The sequence below is a fragment of the Novosphingobium sp. PhB55 genome (genome assembly GCF_004368805.1).
Lineage (GTDB): Bacteria > Pseudomonadota > Alphaproteobacteria > Sphingomonadales > Sphingomonadaceae > Novosphingobium.
This window is the reverse complement of record NZ_SODQ01000002.1, coordinates 230,181-248,011: the sequence shown is the minus strand read 5'-3', so window position 1 is coordinate 248,011 and position 17,831 is coordinate 230,181. Positions and strand designations below refer to the sequence as shown.

Genomic DNA, 17,831 nt, shown 5'->3' with positions numbered 1-17,831 from the left:
CCCTGATCGAATGGAGAGGTCAGCCCGCCGCCGCCCTTTGATAGGCTTGCGCGCAAGAGGATGATAACGGCTGGTGGGCGCTGGGAAAATCGCCCCGTGAAAGGATTTGTCGATGGCGAACGTGGCAATCACCGGGGCGGGGCGCGGCATCGCGCTGGAACTCGTCAAACTGCACCTGGCGAAGGGCGACCGTGTCTTCGCCCTGCTGCGCGATCCCGATGGTGCGGACGCACTTCGCGGCGTTGCCGCAGGCTCGGGCGGGAAAGTGACGCTTCACGCCATGGACGTGGCAGACGATGCCTCGGTAAAGGCAGGCGCGGCCGATACCGGCGATGCCGCGATCGATGTGCTCTACAATGTCGCGGGCGTTTCCGGCAGCACCGATTCCGAGCTGGAGAGCGCCGATTTCGCTGACTGGCTGGATGTGTTCAACGTCAACGTCAATGGCCCGATGCGGGTGTTCCAGGCCTTCCTGCCGCGCCTTGGATCCGGCGCGAAAGTGGTGAGCTTCGGCAGCCAGGTCGGCGCCTCGACCTGGCCCTATCCGGGCTACGAGGCCTATTCCGCCTCCAAGGCCGCCCTGCACCGGCTGATGGTTTCGGTGGCCCTGGGCACCAAAGACCGCGGCATCATCGCGATCAGCGTGCACCCCGGCTGGGTCCAGACCGACATGGGCGGCCCCGCCGCCGAACTCACCCCGCTGGAAAGCGCGCAGGGCATCGCCGCCCTGGCGCAGCGGCTGACACCGGAAATGTCGGGCGGGTTCTACAAGTGGAACGGCGAAACCCACGCCTGGTAACCTGGAGAACCCTGCAATGGCCTTTACCGGACCGCTGGAAGACCGCATCCTGATCCGCGAACTGCTGGACACATATGCCCACGGCGTGATGACGCGCGATGCCGAAACCTGGGGCGGAACCTGGGCGGAGGACGCCTATTGGGCGCTTCCCGAGTTCCCGGACCTCGGCGGCTATTCGGGCAAGGCCGCCATTGTCGCGGCCTGGGTGGAATCGATGAAACGCTATGGGCTGGGCGGCGGCGAGCGAGCGATGATCTATGTCGCCCACCCCGGCGAGATTCGCGTCGAGGGCGATGCTGCGACCGCGATCTCCTATACCTCGGAAATCTTCGAAGACCCCGCTTCCGGCGAGACCCTGCGCCTGCGCGGCCGCTATGCCGACGAATTGGCGCGGATCGAGGGATCCTGGCGCTTCACGCGCCGCGAATATACCACGATGGACGCGCGGGAGGATTGAAACGGCGGCTGAACGGCAGATACCTTCCGACATGCGAATCCTTCAGGGCTCCTGCCTCTGCGGCGCTTGCACGTACGAGGTGGAGGACGACTTCGAATATGCGCTGATCTGCCACTGCTCGCAGTGCCGCCGGGCGACGGGAGCAGGGTCCAAGCCTTTCGCCGGCATTCGGGCAGAGCGGCTGCGCGTCCACGCGCCCGAGCGGCTTCTGCGTTATGGCGAGAGTGGCGAGGGCGAACGGGGCAGCCATGACGGCCACTGCGCGCGCTGCGGATCGCTGCTGTTCTCCCTCGTTCGCGAACAGCGATATGTCCATGTGACGCTGGGCACTTTGCTGGACAGCCCGACCATCCGGCCCAGCGCGCATATCTTCGCCGGTTCCAAGGCCGATTGGGACCCGATCTGCGACGGCCTGCCGATGTTCGACGCTTTGCCTCCCGACTAGGGATCGAGCACCGACACCGACTCGCTTACGCTGAAAGCCCGGATCCGCTCGCGGTCGAACAGGCGCGCCTCGTCCTCGGCGATCATCGCCTGGGTCGCGGGCTCGGCCAAGGCGGCGAAGCAGGCATCGCGCGCAGCTTCGTCGGGAAAGTCGATCTCCATCACCACGTCGGCATCGCAAGGCTGGTCCACGCCATCGAGCGGGGCGAGGTAGCGGCGCACGTAGCGCGTGGCATGGCCGGCCAGCACGCGTTCGCCGATGCGGCGGTGGTGGCTTTCGTAATAGGCGCGGAATTGCTCCCGGCTCATGCCCTCGCGGCGCTTGAGCAGGGTGATGACGGTGACGGTCATGCCAGCCTGTCCAACCAGCCGCGCGTGGCATCGAGCACGGCCTTGGCGCGCAAGGCCGGATGGCTGAACGCCTCGCGCAGCGCGGCCGAGCGCAGTTCGATGGAGAGCGGCACGTCCGCCGGCAGCGCTTCCAGCAGCGCCGCCAGGGGCAGAGCGCCTTCCCCGCATTGCTCGCGAAAGTCCACGGCATCGGCGATCACGGCGGCAAAATCGGCGGGATCGGGCCGCGTCGCCCGGGCGTCGCAGAACTGGGCATAAGGCAACAGCGCCGGATCGATCGCGGCCACTTCGGCCGCCGTCGTGCCCGAGCGGTCGACATGGATCGGATCGACCAGCACCGCCGCCAGCGGATGATCCACGCGCCCGGTCACCGCGAGCGCCTGCTTCAGGTTCCGGACCTCGGTAAAGATGCCGAACTCCAGCGCCACGCGCATCCCGGAACCCTCGGCATGGCGGCACAGTGCTGACAGCTTCGCCGCCGCGGCGCCGTGGTCGGGATCGGAGGAAACGCAGAGCACGTTCCCCGCGCCCAGCTCCGCGCCCACATCGATCACGCGGCGATGATCGTCCAGCGCGGAGTCCGGCTTGATCCACACCACTTCCACGTCGAGCACCGGCATCCCGGTGCGCGCCAGCGCCGCGCGGGCCTCGCGGGTGTGCCGTGCGCTCCATGTCTCGGGGTCTATCCAGAGACCGACGGCGTCGAAACCCGTCGCCGCACCGGCCTCCACCACGTCGACCGCGCCGAATTCGGGCAGCACGCCCGAGGCGAGCGAGAGCTTGCGCGCCATCTGTCCCGCCCGCCCTACATCTGCGGTTCGGGAAGGGAGGCGTCGTCCTGGAGGTACCAGTTCAGCCACTCGTGGAAGTACTGGTTGCCTCTTTCGTTGCGGCCGAAAGTCAGGTCGTCATGTGCGCCGGATTCCAGGCCTTTCTGGATCTCCAGCCCGATCACGTAGTCTTCCTGATAGGTCACATCGCGGAAGAAGTTCATGGCCGCTTCCACGCCCTCGCGGTCGGCCTCGTCGCGGATGGGATCGCGGCGCAGGTAGTTCAGCACCGTGCGGTTACGGTCCGGCGTCGGCCCCGGGAAAAGCTGGGCGACCTGGGTGATCTCCGGCGCGATGAAGATCGAGACATTGGGGAAGAAGATGCGCACGAAATCGTAGCCATAGTTCTCCTTGTTGCCCCATTCCGCGCGCGGCACGTCCTTCAGCTGCTCGGCGATCGAATGCTGGGGAAAGCCGATGCGGATGTTCGGGCCGAAGCCCTCGTAATGCGTGCAGTTGGACGGCGTGCGCGGGAAGATCGTTTCGGGATGGAGCGACTGGAAATGATAGCCCTCCAGATAGCCGTCGAAGGCGATCTTCCAGTTCGCGCCCTCGATGGTGCGGTTGCCCAGATAGGTCCAGTCCGCGAAGTCCAGCGCGTCGAAATCCTCCAGGAAGCCCCGGAAATGGTTGTCGAGGTCCATCGGCGCATTGGGCGTGAGGCAGACGAAGATCATGCCGCTGCGCTCCTCGCAGGGAAGCTGGCGCAGGCCCATTTCGGCCTTGTCGACCTGGCCGAAAGTGCTCGCCTCGGAAATGCCGAGCAGGCGGCCGTCCGCCCCGTAAGTCCAGGCGTGGTACTTGCAGGTGAAGCGCGCGCAGTTGCCGTGTCCGTCGGCGGCCACGGGCGCACCGCGATGCGAACAGACGTTGAGGAAGGCGCGCACCTGCCCCTGCTTGTCGCGGGTGATCAGCACCGGCAGGCCAACGGCCTCCATCGCCTTGTAATCGCCGGGATTCGGCATTTCCGCCGTAAAGGCCAGCATCAGCGGCACGCGCTTGAACACCAGCTCCATCTCGGCGTTGAACTGGTCCCGGTCGGTATAGCTGGCGGTGGGGACCTTGAACGTCCGGTCCGTCTGGAAGGTCTTCCTGTTCTCGACATAGTCGAGCATGATTTCGGCGACATCGCCAATCTGCTTCACGCGGTCCACTCGGTCCTCTCCCGCATCGTTATCGACTGCGATCCTGTGCGCCGCCGCGAGTGGCGGCAAGCTGCGCAAGGTGATAGGTCGAACAGAAAGCTTGGTACTTTGGCCAGTTGGCCGCGACCACCGGCAAGGGCAGTCATCGGCGATGATGGAGAGGAACGACAGCCCCTGGGCGTGGCTCGAAACGCCGCCGCAGCACCTTGCCGCCTATGCCGGTACCGGCGTCTGGGACGAACGCACGATCGCGCAGCAGGCCGCCGCGCTGGCCGAGGCGGACCCAGACTTCGTGGCCCTGGTCGACGGCGATGTTTCCGTCACCCGCGCGCAGGCGCTGGCCGATGCCGAGGCTCTTTCGGCCGCGCTCCATGCGCGCGGATTGCGGCCGGGCGATGTGCTGGCCTTCCAGGTGCCGAACTGGCGCGAGGCGATGGTCATCAACCTGGCCGCCGCGATGTCGGGCCTGGTCGTCAACCCGATCGTGCCGATCTACCGCGACCATGAAGTCACGCAGATGCTGGCCGACTGCCGCGCCGCCGCGCTGTTCGTGCCGGCGGCCTTCCGCAAGTTCGACTATGCCGCCATGGCCGCGCGCATCGCCGCCGATCTGCCGGACTTGCGCCATGTCTTCACGGTGCGCGGCAGCGGCGGAAACGACTATGCCGCGCTGGTCGCGGAAGGGCGCGGCGCTCGCTTCGACCGGCCCGCCGTCGATCCGCTGGGCGTGAAGATGGTTCTCTATACCTCGGGCACGACGGGCAGGCCCAAAGGCGTGCTGCATAGCCATGTGTCTATCGCCCGCATCCTGCGGACAAGCGCCGCGCACTGGGGCTTCGCGTCCGGCGAAGCGGCGCTGATGCCCTCGCCCGTCACGCATGTCTCCGGCTATGCCAACGGACTGGAAGCGCCTTTCGTCTGCGGCACGCGCACGGTGCTGATGGAAAGCTGGAACGCCGGCGAGGCGCTGGCACTGATCGACCGGCACCGGCTGGTCGGCACCGTGGCGGCGACCCCGTTCCTGGTCGAACTGGCGGCGGCGGCACGCGAATCGGGCAATCCGCTTCCCTCGTTCCGCTTCTTCGCTTGCGGCGGCGCGGCGGTTCCGGCCGACCTCATCCCCGCTGCCAACGCCGCTTTCGCGCAGTGCCGCGCCTTCCGCGTCTTCGGTGCCTCCGAAGTGCCGCTGGTGACGTTCGGCTGGCCGCACGACGAGCACCTGGCCGCCATTACCGACGGCAAAGTGGTCGATTACGAGGTCCGCATCGTCGATGACGAGGACCACGCCCTGCCCGATGGCCAGGAGGGCGAAATCCTTGCGCGCGGGCCCGGCATGTTGCTGGGCTATGCCGACGCCGGCCAGACGCGCGAGGCGATCACCGCGGACGGCTTCTTCCGCACCGGCGACCTCGGCGTGCGCTCGGCCCAAGGGGCAATCACGGTGACCGGCCGCAAGAAGGACCTTATCATCCGCGGCGGCGAGAATATCTCCGCCAAGGAGATCGAGGACGTGCTCCACGCCCATCCGCTGGTGCGCGAGGCCGCCGTCGTCGCCATGCCGCATGCGCGGCTGGGTGAAGGTGTCTGCGCTTACGTGATCGCGGCGGAGGGCCTGATTTCGGCCGAGGATCTGGCCGCCCATGTCGCGGGGAGCGGCCTGGCGCGGCAGAAGATCCCGGAGCGCTTCGAATTCCGCGAGGATTTCCCGCGCACCGCTTCCGGCAAAGTGCGCAAGGACCTGCTGCGTGAGGATGTGCGGGCGAAGATATGCGTGCGGTGACGCCGACCGGGACCTGATCCGGGCGGAACGGCGCCCGGCCTATCCTTCCATGGCTGCCGCCACGGCCGCGTCGATCTCGCTCTTCATCGGATTGCGCCGCAGGGTCAGGCCGCCGTTCACCTGAAGATTCTCGCCGGTCATGAAGCACTCGTCGCTGGCGAGCCAGACGGCGGCGGCGGCGATGTCGTCGGACGTGCCGATGCGGCCGAGCGGATACCCCGTCAGGAAGGCGTCGAACAGGCCGGGCACCTGCTTGGCATCGGCGGTCATCGGCGTATCGGTCAACCCCGGCGAGATCGAGTTAGCCCGTACCCCCTCGCGCCCGAATTCGTTCGCCACGCAGCGGATCACATGGTCGGTCCCCGCCTTGGTGCCCATGTAGGCGGCGTGATCGTCCAGCATGATCGTTGCCGTGGCGGAACTGATCTGGATGATCGAGCCGCCCTCGCCGCCCCGGCTGCGCGCCATGCGCCGCAGCATCGACTGGAAGAAATGGAACGGCCCGACGTACTGGAGCATGGTCATCGCCATCACATCCTCGTGCGTGGTGTCCAGGAACGGCTTCAGCAGCCCCCAGCCCGTGGCGTTGAGGGCAATGTCGATGCCGCCCAGCTTCGCGGCGGCGGCCTCGGCCAGCCCCTCCACGCTCTGCGCGTCGGTGAGGTCGCACGCGGCCCATTCGCAGTGGTTGCGCGCAGAGAACTCGGCCAGAACCGCTTCCTTGCGGCCCGAAACCAGCACGCGCGCGCCTTCCGCGATGAAGCGCCGGGCGATGTGCTGGCCCATGTTGTCCGGGCTGCTGGCGCCCAGAATCACGGCGCGCTTGCCTTGCAGTCGTCCCATCGTTCTCTCCCGGTTGTTCCATGGGGCTAGCACGGCGGGCGGCGCGCCGTTCCTGACCAAAATAGGAGTGGCCCCCGCCCTCGTGAGCGGCGACAACCGGCGCACAGAACAACGCGCGAAGGCAGAGGACAGGCAGCCATGGATCTTGGACTGAAGGGCAAGAAAGTCATTCTCACCGGCGGCAGCCGCGGCATCGGCCGTGCGGCGCTGGAAGTCTTCGCGGAGGAAGGCTGCGACATCGCATTCTTCTCGCGCAATGCCGAACAAGTGGCGGAAACCGTCGAGTCGCTCGCCCGCCACGGCGGCATCGTGGTCGGTGAGGCGCTCGACATGCTGGACCACGACGCTTACGTCGAATGGCTGAAATCCGCCGCTGAAAAGCTCGGCGGCTGCGACGTGTTCGTGCCCGGCGCCAGCGCCTCCGGCTCCGGCGCGACCGGAGACTGGGAAGCCTGCTTCGCCGCCGACATCAAGGGCACCGTGCTCGGCTGCGAGACCCTGCAGCCCTGGCTGGAGAAATCGGGCGCCGGCGCCATCGTCATCATGGCCTCCACCGCCGGGACCGAGACGTTCATCGTGCCTCAGGCCTTCAACGCGATGAAGGCGGCGCTGATCGCCTATTCCGGTCAGCTCAGCCAGATGGTCGGCCCCATGGGCATTCGCGTGAACTGCGTCTCGCCCGGCCCGATCAAGTTCCCCGGCGGCAACTGGGAAGCCATCGGCCAGGCCATGCCCGAGCTTTACCAGGCCACCGAAGCCGCATTCGCGCTGGGCCGCTGGGGCGGACCGGAGGAAGTGGCGCGCACCATCGTCTTCCTCGCCAGCGCAGCCTCGTCCTACACCACCGGCACCAATGTCGTGGTCGATGGCGGCTATACCAAGCGCGTGCAGTTCTAGGCGTTACCCTCCAAGCACGGAGCTGACGGCGGACCGCAAGGTCCGCCGTCTTTTTTCGCGGTGGCGCGCGGAGCGACGAGGTCTTCGGTTGATCGGCCGCTCGCAGGCCCGCGCTCAGGCGATCCGCAACACCAGCTTGCCCGTATTCGCCCCGGAAAACAGCCGCATGAACGCCGCATAGGCGTTCTCCAGCCCTTCCTGCACGTCCTCATCCGCGCGGAGCCGCCCTTCCGCCAGCCACTGCGCCATCTGCGCGCCGCCCTCGGCAAAGCGGTGAGCGTAGTCGGCGATCAGGAAGCCGTGCACCGTCGCCCGCCGCGTCAGCACCTGCCAGAGATTGCGCAGGCCCAGCTTCTCCGGCGCGTTGTATTCGCTGATGAGTCCGCAGAGCACGATCCGCGCATGGAGCGCGAGGTTGAACACTTCCGCCTCCAGCACCGGCCCGCCCACGTTCTCGAACACGATATCGGCGCCGTCCGGCGCCGCTTCGGCAATCGCGGCGACGAGGGCTGCGTGGTCCTTCCCCTTGTAGTCCACGGCGGCGTCGAAGCCGTAGTCCTCGATCAGGCGGCGGCACTTCTCCGCCCCGCCCGCGATGCCGACCACCCGGCAACCGGCGATCTTGCCAAGCTGGCCCACGGCGGACCCCACTGCTCCGGCCGCGCCGGACACCAGCAGCGTCTCGCCCTCGCGCGGCTGGGCCACTTCCAGCAGGCCGAAATAGGCCGTCAGCCCCACCGCGCCCAGCGCCGAGAGATAGTTCGGGGGGGAGGCCACCGCAGCGATGTCGATCGCCATGGTGAACCCGCCCGGCATCGCCACCGAATAGTCCTCCAGCGCGTTCAGCCCCATCACCCATTGACCCACGCGGAACTCTGGATTGTCCGAGGCATGCACCACGCCTACCGTGGTCGCGCGAACCGCATCGCCCAGCGGGATCGGCGGCATGTAGCTCGGCGCATCGTCCATCCACCCGCGCTGCGCGGGATCGAGCGAGGCGTAGTGGTTGCGCACCAGGATACCGCCGGGCGGAGCCGCCGGCACCGCTGTTTCCACAAGGGCGAAGTCTTCCGCCGCGGGTTCTCCCCGGGGGCGGCGCGCAAGCAGGAAACGGCGGTTGGCAGTCATGACAAGGTTCTCCTCTCCAGCCTGCCTTGACTTGTCGTTCACTGGCCCCGCCGCACCTGTGCAAATGGTCAGTTCGGGTATCTCTCGAATTCGTAGCATAGTGATCAAGTAAAGTCGGCTACACGAATAGTCGGGGAGAGGGAGGAAACCAATGGCATCCGCACGTCGTCGCGGAGCGTGGCTTGTCGCATTGTCGACAAGCGCGCTCACTTGCATCGTATCTCCGGCACAGGCGCAAAGCGAAATTCCGGGAGAGGCACCTGCCCCCGCTTCGGAAGCCGCCACGCAGCCATCTCCCATCGGCGCGACCGAGATCATCGTCACCGCCCGCCGCCGCGCGGAAACGCTGCAGTCCACGCCCGTGGCCATCACCGCGGTCAACGCCGCGATGCTGGAGAACAAGGCGGCCGTCAACATCGGCGACTTGCAGGGCGCGGCACCGGGCCTGCTCATCACCCAGCAGAATTCGGGCGCGCAGGCGGCCAATATCTCGATCCGCGGCCTGACTTACGCCGATATCGAAAAGTCCCAGACGCCCACCGTGGGCGTGGTGGTGGACGGGGTGACGATCGGCACCAGCACCGGCCAGCTCCAGGACGCGTTCGACATTGCCCAGATCGAAGTTCTGCGCGGCCCGCAAGGCACGCTGTTCGGCGCCAACACCATCGGCGGCGTCATCAACATCACCCGCACCAAGCCGACCATGGAGCCCGGCGTAAAGGCCGAATTCACCTATGGCCGCTGGAACACCTGGGCGGCCAAGGCCATCGTCAATTACGGCGATGGAGAGACCTGGGGCATCAAGGGCTGGTACTTCCACAACGAATCCGACGGCTTCTACCACAACGCCATCCGCGACACCCGCGCGGGCGGCAGCAAGGGAGACAGCTACGGCGCCAGCCTGCTGTTCCAGCCCACCGGCAGCGGTTTCGACGCCCAGCTCAGCGTCGAGAACGTGGTGCAGGACTTCGAGCCGGTGGTGAGCAACCTCACCAACAGCACCGAACTGTTCTGCGGACTGATCCCGGCCAACGAGTGCAACCGCAACAACACCAGCGATCTCTACACCGTCTTCACGCTTCCCGCGAAGAGCAAGTACCGTGCGCCCAATGCCACGTTGCAGATGAATTACGACCTGGGCGCGGTGAAGCTCAGCTCGATCACCGGCTGGCGCCACAGCAAGGAAGCCCAGACCCAGGACTTCGATGGTTCCTCCACCGATCTCTACTACGTGGACCGCCGCCAGCACTATACCCAGTGGAGCCAGGAACTGCGCGCAGCGGGCAATCTCTTCACCGGTTTCGACTATGTGGTGGGCGGCTACTACTTCCATTCGAAGTACGACCTGACGCAGTGGACGCGCTTCTTCGGCTTCGACCCCTCGATCCCGCCGATGGAATTCGACCAGAATCCCCAGACCAATGTCGGCAAGACCACCAGCTACGCCTTCTTCGGAGACTTCAACTGGGCCTTTGCCGACAAGTGGCGCCTCTCGTTCGGCGGTCGCTGGTCGCATGACAACAAGAAGCTGACCAACAGCTTCGCGCAGGCGGGCCTGATCGGCTCGGGCGATGCCAATTTCACCAAGTTCACGCCCAAGATCGGCGTCGACTATCGCCCGAACGACGACGTGATGCTCTATGCCTCCTGGTCGCGCGGGTACCGTTCGGGCGGCTTCAGCCCGCGCGCGGCGACGGCGCAGACCGCCGGCACGCCGTTCCAGCCCGAAACGGTGGATGCCTATGAAATCGGCGCCAAGCTTGCCGCCTTCGACAAGCGGGTGGAAGTCAACATCGCCGGCTACATCTCCGACTACAAGGACATGCAGCAGAACCTGACCGTGCCGGGCGGCCCGCTGGGCAACCAGACGATCACCGGCAACGTGCCGGGCGGCGCGATCATCAAGGGCATCGAGATGGATGCCACCTTGCGCATCACGCCCGAACTGACGATCACCGCCTCCTCCGCCTACATGAAGTCCCACTTCCGCAACTTCGTGACCGACGGCATCAACGGCGCGCTGATCGTGCCCTTCGACTATTCCGCCAACAGGCTGATCTACGCCCCCAAGTTCACCGGCTCGGTCAATGCCGACTATTCGGTGCCCACCAGCTTCGGCAAGATCGTCGCCACGGCGGGCTGGCGCCATATCAGCCCTTATGACGAGCAGATCTCGCTCGGGCCGCTCACCCTGGCGACGGACAGCGCCGGCACGGTCACCAGCGTCGTGGTCAATGGCAACGACCCGCGCGTGCGCACCACCACGCAGGATCTGGTCGACAGCAGCCTGACCTTCAACTTCGATATCGGCGACAAGGAAGCCTACTTCCGCGTGTTCGGCCGCAACCTCCTCAACGAGAAGACCACCACTCACGCCTTCACCGTCGCCGGGCTGTTCTCGTTCGGCATGGCGCTGGAACCGCGGACATACGGCGCCACGGTCGGCGTGAAATTCTAGCTCCTGGTTCAGGAGCGGCAGGCAATTTGGAAGGATCGAAAGCATGGGTCGTCTGGAAGGCAAGATCACGCTGGTTACCGGCGCCGGGAACGAACGCGGCCTGGGCGCCGCCACCGCGCGGCGCTTCGCGGAAGAAGGGGCCTTCGTCTATGTCACCGACCTTGACGCGGGCGGCGCCGAGAGCGTCGCGGCGGCCCTGCGCGATGCCGGCGGCCAGGCCGAGGCGCTGGCGCAGGACGTGACCAGCGAAGCGGGATGGGAAGACCTGTTCCAGGCGATCGAGAAAGGCCACGGCCGGCTCGACGTGCTGGTGAACAATGCCGGCATCGCCGTGCTCAAGCCGCTGACCGCGCTGTCGCTGGCCGACTGGGAGAAGCAGAACAAGGTCAATCTCGACAGCGTATTCCTGGGCACCCGCCGGGCCGTGGAGCTGATGCGCAAGACCGGCGGCGGGGGTTCGATCGTCAACCTCTCTTCCATCGGCGGCCTCGTGGGCGTGCCGATGTGCGGGGCCTATGGCGCGGCCAAGGGCGGGGTGCGGATCTTCTCCAAGGTGGTGGCGATGGAATGCGCGGCCGAGGGCATCCGCTGCAACTCGGTCCACCCCGGCATGATCGAGACGGCCATGCAGGACGTCGCCCGCAGCGACAACCCGGAAGGCTTCAAGGAGATCGTCGCCTCGATCCCGATGAAGCGCATGGGCGCGCCGCTGGACATCGCCAACATGATCCTGTTCCTCGCCAGCGACGAAGCCAATTACATCACCGGCGGCGAATTCGTGGTGGACGGGGGCGTCACCGCGATGTGACCGGCGCGGTCGGGAAAGGACGAGTGTGGATCGCGTCGCCCCGGATCGGATCCGGGGCGACGTTTCCATGAACCGCCCGTTCCGCCTTCAGGCCACTTTCACCACCACTTTGCCGATGTTCTTCCCGGTCAGCATCCGCTCGTAGGCGGTGAGCACGTTCTCGATCCCCGCCGTCTCGTCGAAACGCATCGCCAGCTTCCCGGCATCGAGCCACCCGCGCAGCACCGGCAGGAACTCGGCGCCGCGCTCCAGGAAGTCGGGAATGAAGAACCCCTCGACCCGCAGGCGCCGCATCAGGATCTGGTCGAAGCGCGCCGGCCCGGGCATCGGCGCATCGCCGTCATAGCCCGCCACCATGCCGCAGATCGCCACCCGCCCGTAATGCGCCATATGGGGCAGCACCGCATCGAGGATCGGCCCACCGACATTGTCGAAGAACGCGCCGATCCCGCCGTCGATCGTGGCAAGCCGCGCCGCCACGTCTTCGCCGCGATAGTCGATGGCCATATCGACGCCCAGGTCCTCGACCAGCCAGCGGCATTTCTCGGCGCCGCCGGCGATGCCCACCACTTTCGCACCGAGATTGCGGCCGACCTGGCAGGCCAGGCTGCCGGTGGCCCCGGCTGCGGCGGAAACGGCGAGCCATTCGCCGGGGCGCACCGCCGCCACTTCCTTCACGCCGACATAGGCCGTCCAGGCGTTCATCCCCAGCGCTCCGAAGTGCTGCCGCGGATCGGCCAGCCCCTCGTCCACCGCTTCCAGCCCGGCGAGCGCAGGCACGACCACCGCCTGTTCCGCCCATTGCCCGAAGCCGCGCACCAGGGTGCCGACCGGAAAGGCAGGATCGCGCGTCTCGCTGACCCGGCCCAGCACCAGGCCCACCATCCTGGCGCCCAGCGGCAAGGGCGGCTGATAGCCGTCTGTACGCGGGCTCATCCACATGCGGGTGCCCGCGTCCATGGACAGCCACGCGGTGGCAATGCGCACTTCGCCGGGCGCCAGCGGCGCCGGGGCTTCCTCGCACAGGGTCAGGAAACGGGCGAAATCCCTATTGCCTTCGGGATGACGGTCGAGCCGCCAGAAACGATTGCCGGTCAAGGTGCCTCTCCATGGGCCGCGCGGGCCGAACCGCCACCGTCGCCCGCGCCGCCCCGGCCCGCCACCTGTGCAAACTGATAGGACTATCCGTTTGCACAGGCCGCCGCGCGCGCCGCCGGGCCTACCAAGGCGGGACAAGAAGAACATGTGGGAGGTCCTGAAATGCGATTCTCGAAATCGATCCTGCTCACGTCGACGACGCTGACCATGACGCTCATGGCGCTGCCCGCCGCCGCGCAGGATACAGCCCCATCGACGCCGAGCGCCGCGCCCCCGGCAACGCAGGGCGAATCGACCACCGGCAGCCCCGTGGCGACCGGCGGCATCCACGACATCATCGTCACCGCGCGCAAGCGACAGGAAACCGCGCAGGACGTGCCGGTGGCCGTCACCGCGATCTCCGCCGAACAGATCGCCTCGCGCGATATCACCAGCGTGGAGAAGATCGCCGCCATCGCGCCGCAGTTCAACGTCGGGCGTGCGTCCAACGGCTCGGGCGCGCAGCTCACCTTGCGCGGCATCGGGTCTTCCTCGACCTCGATCGGCATCGAGCAATCGGTCGCAGTCGTCGTCGACGGCGCCTATTACGGCCAGGGCCGCGTGATCCAGGAGGGCTTCTTCGATCTCGCCCGCGTGGAAGTGCTGAAAGGCCCGCAGGCGCTGTTCTTCGGCAAGAACGCCACGGCCGGCGTGATCTCGATCACCACCGCCGATCCCACCCCCACGCCCGAGTTCCAGATCAAGGGCGGCTACGAATTCCGCAGCCAGCAATACCGCGTCGAAGGCTATGCCTCGATGCCCCTGACCGAAACTCTCGGCATTCGCCTGGCTGCGCGCTATTCCAAGATGGACGGCGGCTACTATCGCAACGTCGCTGAAGACGTCACCTTCACCGACGTCGATGCCGTCAGCATCCTGGCAGGCGGCAATGGCAATCCCACCTCGCATATCGCCACGCCAGCCGCGCACAAGGCGCCGGGCGAAGAGGAATTCCTGGCCCGCGGCACTCTGAAATGGGAACCGACAAGCCGCCTGACCGTCAGCCTCAAGGGCACGGTGGACTTCAACGAGGTCAACAATTCCTCGTGGAACTACGTGGCCTATGCCTGCGGCAACGGGCAGACCTCGCAGCTCAACGGCTATCCCTGCGGCAAGGATTTCGTCACGCACCAGAACAACATGCCGGCCGACGTCGCCGCCACCTATCCTTTCGCCAAGAAGGACGGCCAGCTCTACAACCGCTACCGTTCGGCAGGCGGCACGCTCAACGTGACGTATGACGCCGACCTGCTGCAGCTCTCCTCCGTCACCAACTACCAGTGGAACAACAACCGCTGGACCTGCGCCTGCGACTTCCAGTCCAGCAACAGCGGCACCGGCCCGGGCAGCACCTGGGCGACCGAGAACTCCTCTTGGAAGGCCTTCAGCCAGGAATTCCGCGCCCTTACGCAGTTCGACGGGCCGTTCAACATGATGCTGGGCATGCTCTACCAGAAGACCAAGCGCGATTTCGAGCAATACGTGATGACCGGCGGCGTCTCCAACTCGGCCGCGCCGGCCGGTCTCGAATATGTCGCCAGCGCCAAGAGCAGCTTCACCAAGGGCGAGACCATGGCCGTATTCGGCCAGCTCACCTACAAGATCGTGCCCACCCTCGAACTGGCCGGCGGCGTGCGCTATTCGGACGAGACCAAGAACAGCTTCTTCACCCAGCCTTACAACAACCCGCTGCTGACCGGCATCTTCCGCGACCGGAACGACCCCGACGGGCTGGGCGAAGTGACCGCGCGCCAGCATTTCACCAACTGGTCCCCGGAAGCGACGCTGACCTGGAAGCCGACCGACGACCTGATGGTCTATGCGGCCTACAAGACCGCCTACAAGTCGGGCGGGTTCTCCAACGGCGGCATCAATTCGAAGCTGTCGACCGATCCCAACGCCGACCTGACGTTCGACCCCGAGAAGGCGCAGGGCTACGAGCTGGGCTTCAAGTCCACCCTGCTGGACCGCCAGCTGCGCTTCAACGTCACGGCCTTCAACTACAAGTACAAGAACCTGCAGGTGGACTTCTTCAACTCGCCAATCTTCGCCTTCCAGACGCTGACCGCCGATGCGCGGACCAAGGGCGTGGAAGCCGAATTCCAGTTCGCGCCCAATGGCGTGCCCGGGCTCGACCTGCACGGCTCCATCAACTACGACAAGGCCCGCTACACCGACTTCCCGCTGGCCCCCTGCTACGCCGGCCAGACCCCCGCGGAAGGCTGCAACCTGGCGGGCAACAGCCGCCAGGACCTCGGCGGCAAGTCGCTCTCCGTCGCACCGCGCTGGACCGGCAACCTGGGCATCAACTACGAGATGGCGGTCGGCTCGGCGATGAAGCTGGGCATGAACGTCGATGCCAAGTACTCGGACACCTACTATGCCTCGGCCTTCGGCAATCCGCTTTCGAAGCAGGGCAAATACGTCACGCTCGACGCGGGCATCCGCTTCGGGGCCGAAGACGACAACTGGCAGCTGGCCGTGATCGGCAAGAACCTGACCAACCGCTTCTACGTCACCGGCGTGGTCGACGGTCCTTCCACCGGCAGCGGCACCGGCACGCCGGCAGGGGTGAAGGCCGACCAGCTCGGCTTCGGCACCCTGCCGCGCACGGTCATGGTCGAAGTCACCAAGAAGTTCTGATCCCCGCGCAAGGAAAAGGCCCGGTCCTCCGCAAGGAGGCCGGGCCTTTTCCTATCCGCTTCCACCGCGCGCCGGTGGCGCAGCGCAAAAGGCGGAGTCAGGCGCTCAGCCGACGAAGCGCCAGCGCATGGTCTCGCCCGCGTGGAAGGGCACGACGCGGATCTCGCCGTGAGTAACCACGTCCTCCACGGTCACGTCCTCGCGCCTCAGCGTCACCGTGCCTTCGTTCAGGGGCAGGCCGTAGAAGTTCGGGCCATGCTCGGACGCGAAGCCTTCCAGCCGGTCCAGCACGCCTTCCTCGTCGAAGACTTGCGCGTAGCTTTCCATCGCATAGGGCGCGTTGAAGATGCCCGCGCAGCCGCAGGCGGCTTCCTTGCGGCCGATGCCGTGCGGCGCGCTGTCAGTGCCCAGGAAGAACTTGGGCGAACCCGAGACCGCCGCCTTGCGCACCGCCAGCCGGTGCCGTTCGCGCTTGGCCACGGGCAGGCAATAGGCATGGGGGCGAATGCCGCCGTCGAAGATGGCGTTGCGGTTGATGATGAGATGCTGCGGCGTGATCGTCGCGCCGATCTGCGGCCCGCTGCCGGCCACGAACTCGGCCGCCTCGGCCGTGGTGATGTGTTCCAGCACGATCTTCAGCGCCGGGAAGTCGCGCACCAGCGGCGTCAGCACGCGCTCGATGAACACGGCCTCGCGGTCGAAGATGTCGATATCGCGGTCCGTCACTTCGCCATGGATCAGCAGCGGCATGCCGATCCGCTGCATGGTTTCCAGCAGGCCGGTGAGCTTGCGGATATCGGTGACGCCGTGAGCAGAATTGGTGGTGGCATGGGCGGGGTAGAGCTTGCAGGCGGCGAACACGCCCTGCTCGTAGCCGCGGGCGATTTCGGCCGGATCGGCGTCATCGGTGAGATAGCAGACCATCAGCGGCGTGAAGTCCGCACCGGCGGGCAGCGCATCCAGGATACGCCCGCGATAGGCCTCTGCCGCGGCGACGGTGATGACCGGCGGCGTGAGGTTGGGCATCACGATGGCGCGCGCGAACTGGCGCGCGGTATAGCCGACGACGGCTTCCAGCATCTCGCCATCGCGGAGATGCACATGCCAGTCGTCGGGGCGGCGGATCGTTATCTGCGAGGTCATGCCTGCGCTCTACGCGCTTGGATGCGCGGCGTCGATTCCGGATTTGGCGCAATCCGCAGCGGGGGAAGACGCGAATATCGGCCCAAGGATCGTCATGGCAGCCCTGCCCTTCTCAGCAGCCCTTCGGCCCATGCTGGCGGTGGACATTGCGGAAAGAGCGGCTGCTGAACAGCCAGCGCCCGTCCACTTTCACGCAGCGGTCCTCGTAGACGCCCCGGTCGCGCTTGGTCACGCCGTCGTGGTCATAGACTTCCGCCGTGTAGCTGCGCATCGTCGCGCTGTCGCCGGAGACTTCTATGGAGCCGGGCCAGGCCTGGAACAGGATGCCGGGATAGGCCTTCATCGCCTCGGTCCACATGGCGACGATGGCCGGGCGGCCCCGCGTCGTGCCCAGTTCGGGATAGTCCGGCAGCGACCATTCGGCATCCTCGGCCCAGGTCGCGCCCCAGTCCTCCGCATCGCGGCGCGTCACCGCATCGGCATAAGTCTCCAGCAGCTCCCGAATGGCGAGGCGGTCCTCGAACGGTCCGGTGTAGGGCATCGTCGTCTCCTGTTCTGGTTCTCGCAAATCGGTCCGCCCATGCCTGCCGGGCACATCGTGGCGGCACCGGCGCTTTTCAGGTTTCCACCGGGCGCTCGTCTGGGCCGGGCGGGGTATCGGGCACGGCCACCGCGATCATGCCGTCCGCGATCCGCAGCTCGAACCTTCGCAAGTCCGCATAGGCGCCGCCGATGCAGCGGCCGGTCGCCGCCTCGAACCGCGCGCCGTGCAGCGGGCACATGATCGCGCCGCGCCGCACTTTCCCGCCGGAGAGCAGCGCCGCCTGGTGGGTGCAGCGATCGTTGACGGCATTGAAGCCTTCCTCGGTGCGCAGCACCAGCACGCTCCACCCGGCCACGCGCGCCGCCAGCTTGCCTTCTTCGGGGAAATCGGCCTCGGCAAGCAGGGAATGCCAGGTTTCGCTCAT

Annotated in this window: 17 protein-coding genes; 8 read left to right on the top strand and 9 right to left on the bottom strand. The window is 66.6% G+C overall.

Annotated features, from left to right (window positions below; translation table 11 throughout):
- Positions 1–112 precede the first annotated feature (112 nt).
- From EDF57_RS05540 to EDF57_RS05530, 3 genes are read left to right on the top strand one after another with little or no spacing between them, the layout of a single operon-like run.
- Positions 113–799, top strand: a complete 687-nt coding sequence (locus EDF57_RS05540; protein ID WP_132267557.1) for an SDR family oxidoreductase — start codon at positions 113–115, stop codon at positions 797–799.
- 16 nt (positions 800–815) lie between these two features.
- Positions 816–1,256, top strand: a complete 441-nt coding sequence (locus EDF57_RS05535; RefSeq protein WP_134093406.1) for a nuclear transport factor 2 family protein — start codon at positions 816–818, stop codon at positions 1,254–1,256.
- Positions 1,257–1,287: 31 nt separating this feature from the next.
- Positions 1,288–1,701 carry a GFA family protein gene (locus tag EDF57_RS05530; protein WP_134093405.1) on the top strand — a complete coding sequence of 138 codons (414 nt, stop codon included), beginning with the start codon at positions 1,288–1,290 and terminating at the stop codon, positions 1,699–1,701.
- Here the strand turns inward: EDF57_RS05530 and EDF57_RS05525 are convergent.
- The 3 genes from EDF57_RS05525 to EDF57_RS05515 are packed head-to-tail and all read right to left on the bottom strand — an operon-like array spanning position 1,698 to position 4,035.
- Positions 1,698–2,051: an EthD domain-containing protein gene (locus EDF57_RS05525; protein ID WP_134093404.1), complete on the bottom strand. Its 354-nt coding sequence runs from the start codon at positions 2,049–2,051 to the stop codon at positions 1,698–1,700. The two genes, EDF57_RS05530 and EDF57_RS05525, sit on opposite strands and share 4 nt — an antisense overlap.
- Positions 2,048–2,842 carry a TIM barrel protein gene (locus EDF57_RS05520; RefSeq protein ID WP_134093403.1) on the bottom strand — a complete coding sequence of 265 codons (795 nt, stop codon included), beginning with the start codon at positions 2,840–2,842 and terminating at the stop codon, positions 2,048–2,050. Before EDF57_RS05520 ends, EDF57_RS05525 begins: the two co-directional genes overlap by 4 nt.
- A 14-nt stretch (positions 2,843–2,856) precedes the next feature.
- Positions 2,857–4,035 carry an SRPBCC family protein gene (locus EDF57_RS05515; protein WP_132267566.1) on the bottom strand — a complete coding sequence of 393 codons (1,179 nt, stop codon included), beginning with the start codon at positions 4,033–4,035 and terminating at the stop codon, positions 2,857–2,859.
- A gap of 142 nt (positions 4,036–4,177) precedes the next feature.
- On the opposite strand from EDF57_RS05515, the gene EDF57_RS05510 reads away from it, so the two are divergent.
- The gene (locus EDF57_RS05510; protein ID WP_134093402.1) at positions 4,178–5,806 is read left to right on the top strand and encodes an AMP-binding protein; all 1,629 of its coding nucleotides are present in this window, start codon (positions 4,178–4,180) and stop codon (positions 5,804–5,806) included.
- A gap of 39 nt (positions 5,807–5,845) precedes the next feature.
- Here the strand turns inward: EDF57_RS05510 and EDF57_RS05505 are convergent, their stop codons facing one another.
- The gene (locus EDF57_RS05505; RefSeq protein WP_134093401.1) at positions 5,846–6,649 is read right to left on the bottom strand and encodes an SDR family oxidoreductase; all 804 of its coding nucleotides are present in this window, start codon (positions 6,647–6,649) and stop codon (positions 5,846–5,848) included.
- A 138-nt stretch (positions 6,650–6,787) separates the two neighbouring features.
- Between EDF57_RS05505 and EDF57_RS05500 the strand changes: the two genes are divergently transcribed.
- Positions 6,788–7,546 (top strand): SDR family oxidoreductase, encoded by a 759-nt coding sequence (locus tag EDF57_RS05500; protein ID WP_132267571.1) that lies wholly within the window; start codon positions 6,788–6,790, stop codon positions 7,544–7,546.
- Between the two features lie 114 nt (positions 7,547–7,660).
- On the opposite strand, the gene EDF57_RS05495 is transcribed toward EDF57_RS05500, so the two are convergent.
- Positions 7,661–8,674, bottom strand: a complete 1,014-nt coding sequence (locus EDF57_RS05495) for an NADP-dependent oxidoreductase (RefSeq protein WP_134093400.1) — start codon at positions 8,672–8,674, stop codon at positions 7,661–7,663.
- Between the two features lie 151 nt (positions 8,675–8,825).
- Between EDF57_RS05495 and EDF57_RS05490 the strand changes: the two genes are divergently transcribed.
- Positions 8,826–11,132: a TonB-dependent receptor gene (locus tag EDF57_RS05490; protein ID WP_134093399.1), complete on the top strand. Its 2,307-nt coding sequence runs from the start codon at positions 8,826–8,828 to the stop codon at positions 11,130–11,132.
- Positions 11,133–11,175: 43 nt separating this feature from the next.
- Complete coding sequence (locus tag EDF57_RS05485) at positions 11,176–11,940, top strand: glucose 1-dehydrogenase (protein ID WP_134093398.1); 765 nt, start codon at positions 11,176–11,178, stop codon at positions 11,938–11,940.
- A gap of 87 nt (positions 11,941–12,027) precedes the next feature.
- On the opposite strand, the gene EDF57_RS05480 is transcribed toward EDF57_RS05485, so the two are convergent.
- Entirely contained in the window at positions 12,028–13,038 is a 1,011-nt protein-coding gene (locus EDF57_RS05480; RefSeq protein WP_134093397.1) for an NADP-dependent oxidoreductase, read from the bottom strand.
- A 162-nt stretch (positions 13,039–13,200) separates the two neighbouring features.
- Here EDF57_RS05480 and EDF57_RS05475 point away from each other — a divergent pair, with 162 nt between their 5' ends.
- Positions 13,201–15,720, top strand: a complete 2,520-nt coding sequence (locus EDF57_RS05475) for a TonB-dependent receptor (RefSeq protein ID WP_134093396.1) — start codon at positions 13,201–13,203, stop codon at positions 15,718–15,720.
- Between the two features lie 105 nt (positions 15,721–15,825).
- On the opposite strand, the gene pyrC is transcribed toward EDF57_RS05475, so the two are convergent.
- The 3 genes from pyrC to EDF57_RS05460 form a co-directional block, all read right to left on the bottom strand.
- The gene (pyrC, locus tag EDF57_RS05470; RefSeq protein WP_134093395.1) at positions 15,826–16,863 is read right to left on the bottom strand and encodes a dihydroorotase; all 1,038 of its coding nucleotides are present in this window, start codon (positions 16,861–16,863) and stop codon (positions 15,826–15,828) included.
- Between the two features lie 112 nt (positions 16,864–16,975).
- Positions 16,976–17,404, bottom strand: a complete 429-nt coding sequence (locus EDF57_RS05465) for a nuclear transport factor 2 family protein (protein WP_134093394.1) — start codon at positions 17,402–17,404, stop codon at positions 16,976–16,978.
- A gap of 76 nt (positions 17,405–17,480) precedes the next feature.
- On the bottom strand, positions 17,481–17,831 hold the full coding sequence (locus EDF57_RS05460; RefSeq protein ID WP_134093393.1) for a Rieske (2Fe-2S) protein: 351 nt from the start codon (positions 17,829–17,831) through the stop codon (positions 17,481–17,483).

What these genes read in the sequence shown, in the direction of transcription:
- EDF57_RS05460 (WP_134093393.1), bottom strand. Translation starts at nt 17,831, where the DNA reads ATGAGCGAAACCTGGCATTCCCTGCTTGCCGAGGCCGATTTCCCCGAA.
- EDF57_RS05525 (WP_134093404.1), bottom strand. Translation starts at nt 2,051, where the DNA reads ATGACCGTCACCGTCATCACCCTGCTCAAGCGCCGCGAGGGCATGAGC.
- EDF57_RS05530 (WP_134093405.1), top strand. Translation starts at nt 1,288, where the DNA reads ATGCGAATCCTTCAGGGCTCCTGCCTCTGCGGCGCTTGCACGTACGAG.
- EDF57_RS05500 (WP_132267571.1), top strand. Translation starts at nt 6,788, where the DNA reads ATGGATCTTGGACTGAAGGGCAAGAAAGTCATTCTCACCGGCGGCAGC.
- EDF57_RS05490 (WP_134093399.1), top strand. Translation starts at nt 8,826, where the DNA reads ATGGCATCCGCACGTCGTCGCGGAGCGTGGCTTGTCGCATTGTCGACA.
- EDF57_RS05540 (WP_132267557.1), top strand. Translation starts at nt 113, where the DNA reads ATGGCGAACGTGGCAATCACCGGGGCGGGGCGCGGCATCGCGCTGGAA.
- EDF57_RS05465 (WP_134093394.1), bottom strand. Translation starts at nt 17,404, where the DNA reads ATGCCCTACACCGGACCGTTCGAGGACCGCCTCGCCATTCGGGAGCTG.
- pyrC (WP_134093395.1), bottom strand. Translation starts at nt 16,863, where the DNA reads ATGACCTCGCAGATAACGATCCGCCGCCCCGACGACTGGCATGTGCAT.
- EDF57_RS05485 (WP_134093398.1), top strand. Translation starts at nt 11,176, where the DNA reads ATGGGTCGTCTGGAAGGCAAGATCACGCTGGTTACCGGCGCCGGGAAC.
- EDF57_RS05505 (WP_134093401.1), bottom strand. Translation starts at nt 6,649, where the DNA reads ATGGGACGACTGCAAGGCAAGCGCGCCGTGATTCTGGGCGCCAGCAGC.
- EDF57_RS05510 (WP_134093402.1), top strand. Translation starts at nt 4,178, where the DNA reads ATGATGGAGAGGAACGACAGCCCCTGGGCGTGGCTCGAAACGCCGCCG.
- EDF57_RS05520 (WP_134093403.1), bottom strand. Translation starts at nt 2,842, where the DNA reads ATGGCGCGCAAGCTCTCGCTCGCCTCGGGCGTGCTGCCCGAATTCGGC.
- EDF57_RS05495 (WP_134093400.1), bottom strand. Translation starts at nt 8,674, where the DNA reads ATGACTGCCAACCGCCGTTTCCTGCTTGCGCGCCGCCCCCGGGGAGAA.
- EDF57_RS05475 (WP_134093396.1), top strand. Translation starts at nt 13,201, where the DNA reads ATGCGATTCTCGAAATCGATCCTGCTCACGTCGACGACGCTGACCATG.
- EDF57_RS05535 (WP_134093406.1), top strand. Translation starts at nt 816, where the DNA reads ATGGCCTTTACCGGACCGCTGGAAGACCGCATCCTGATCCGCGAACTG.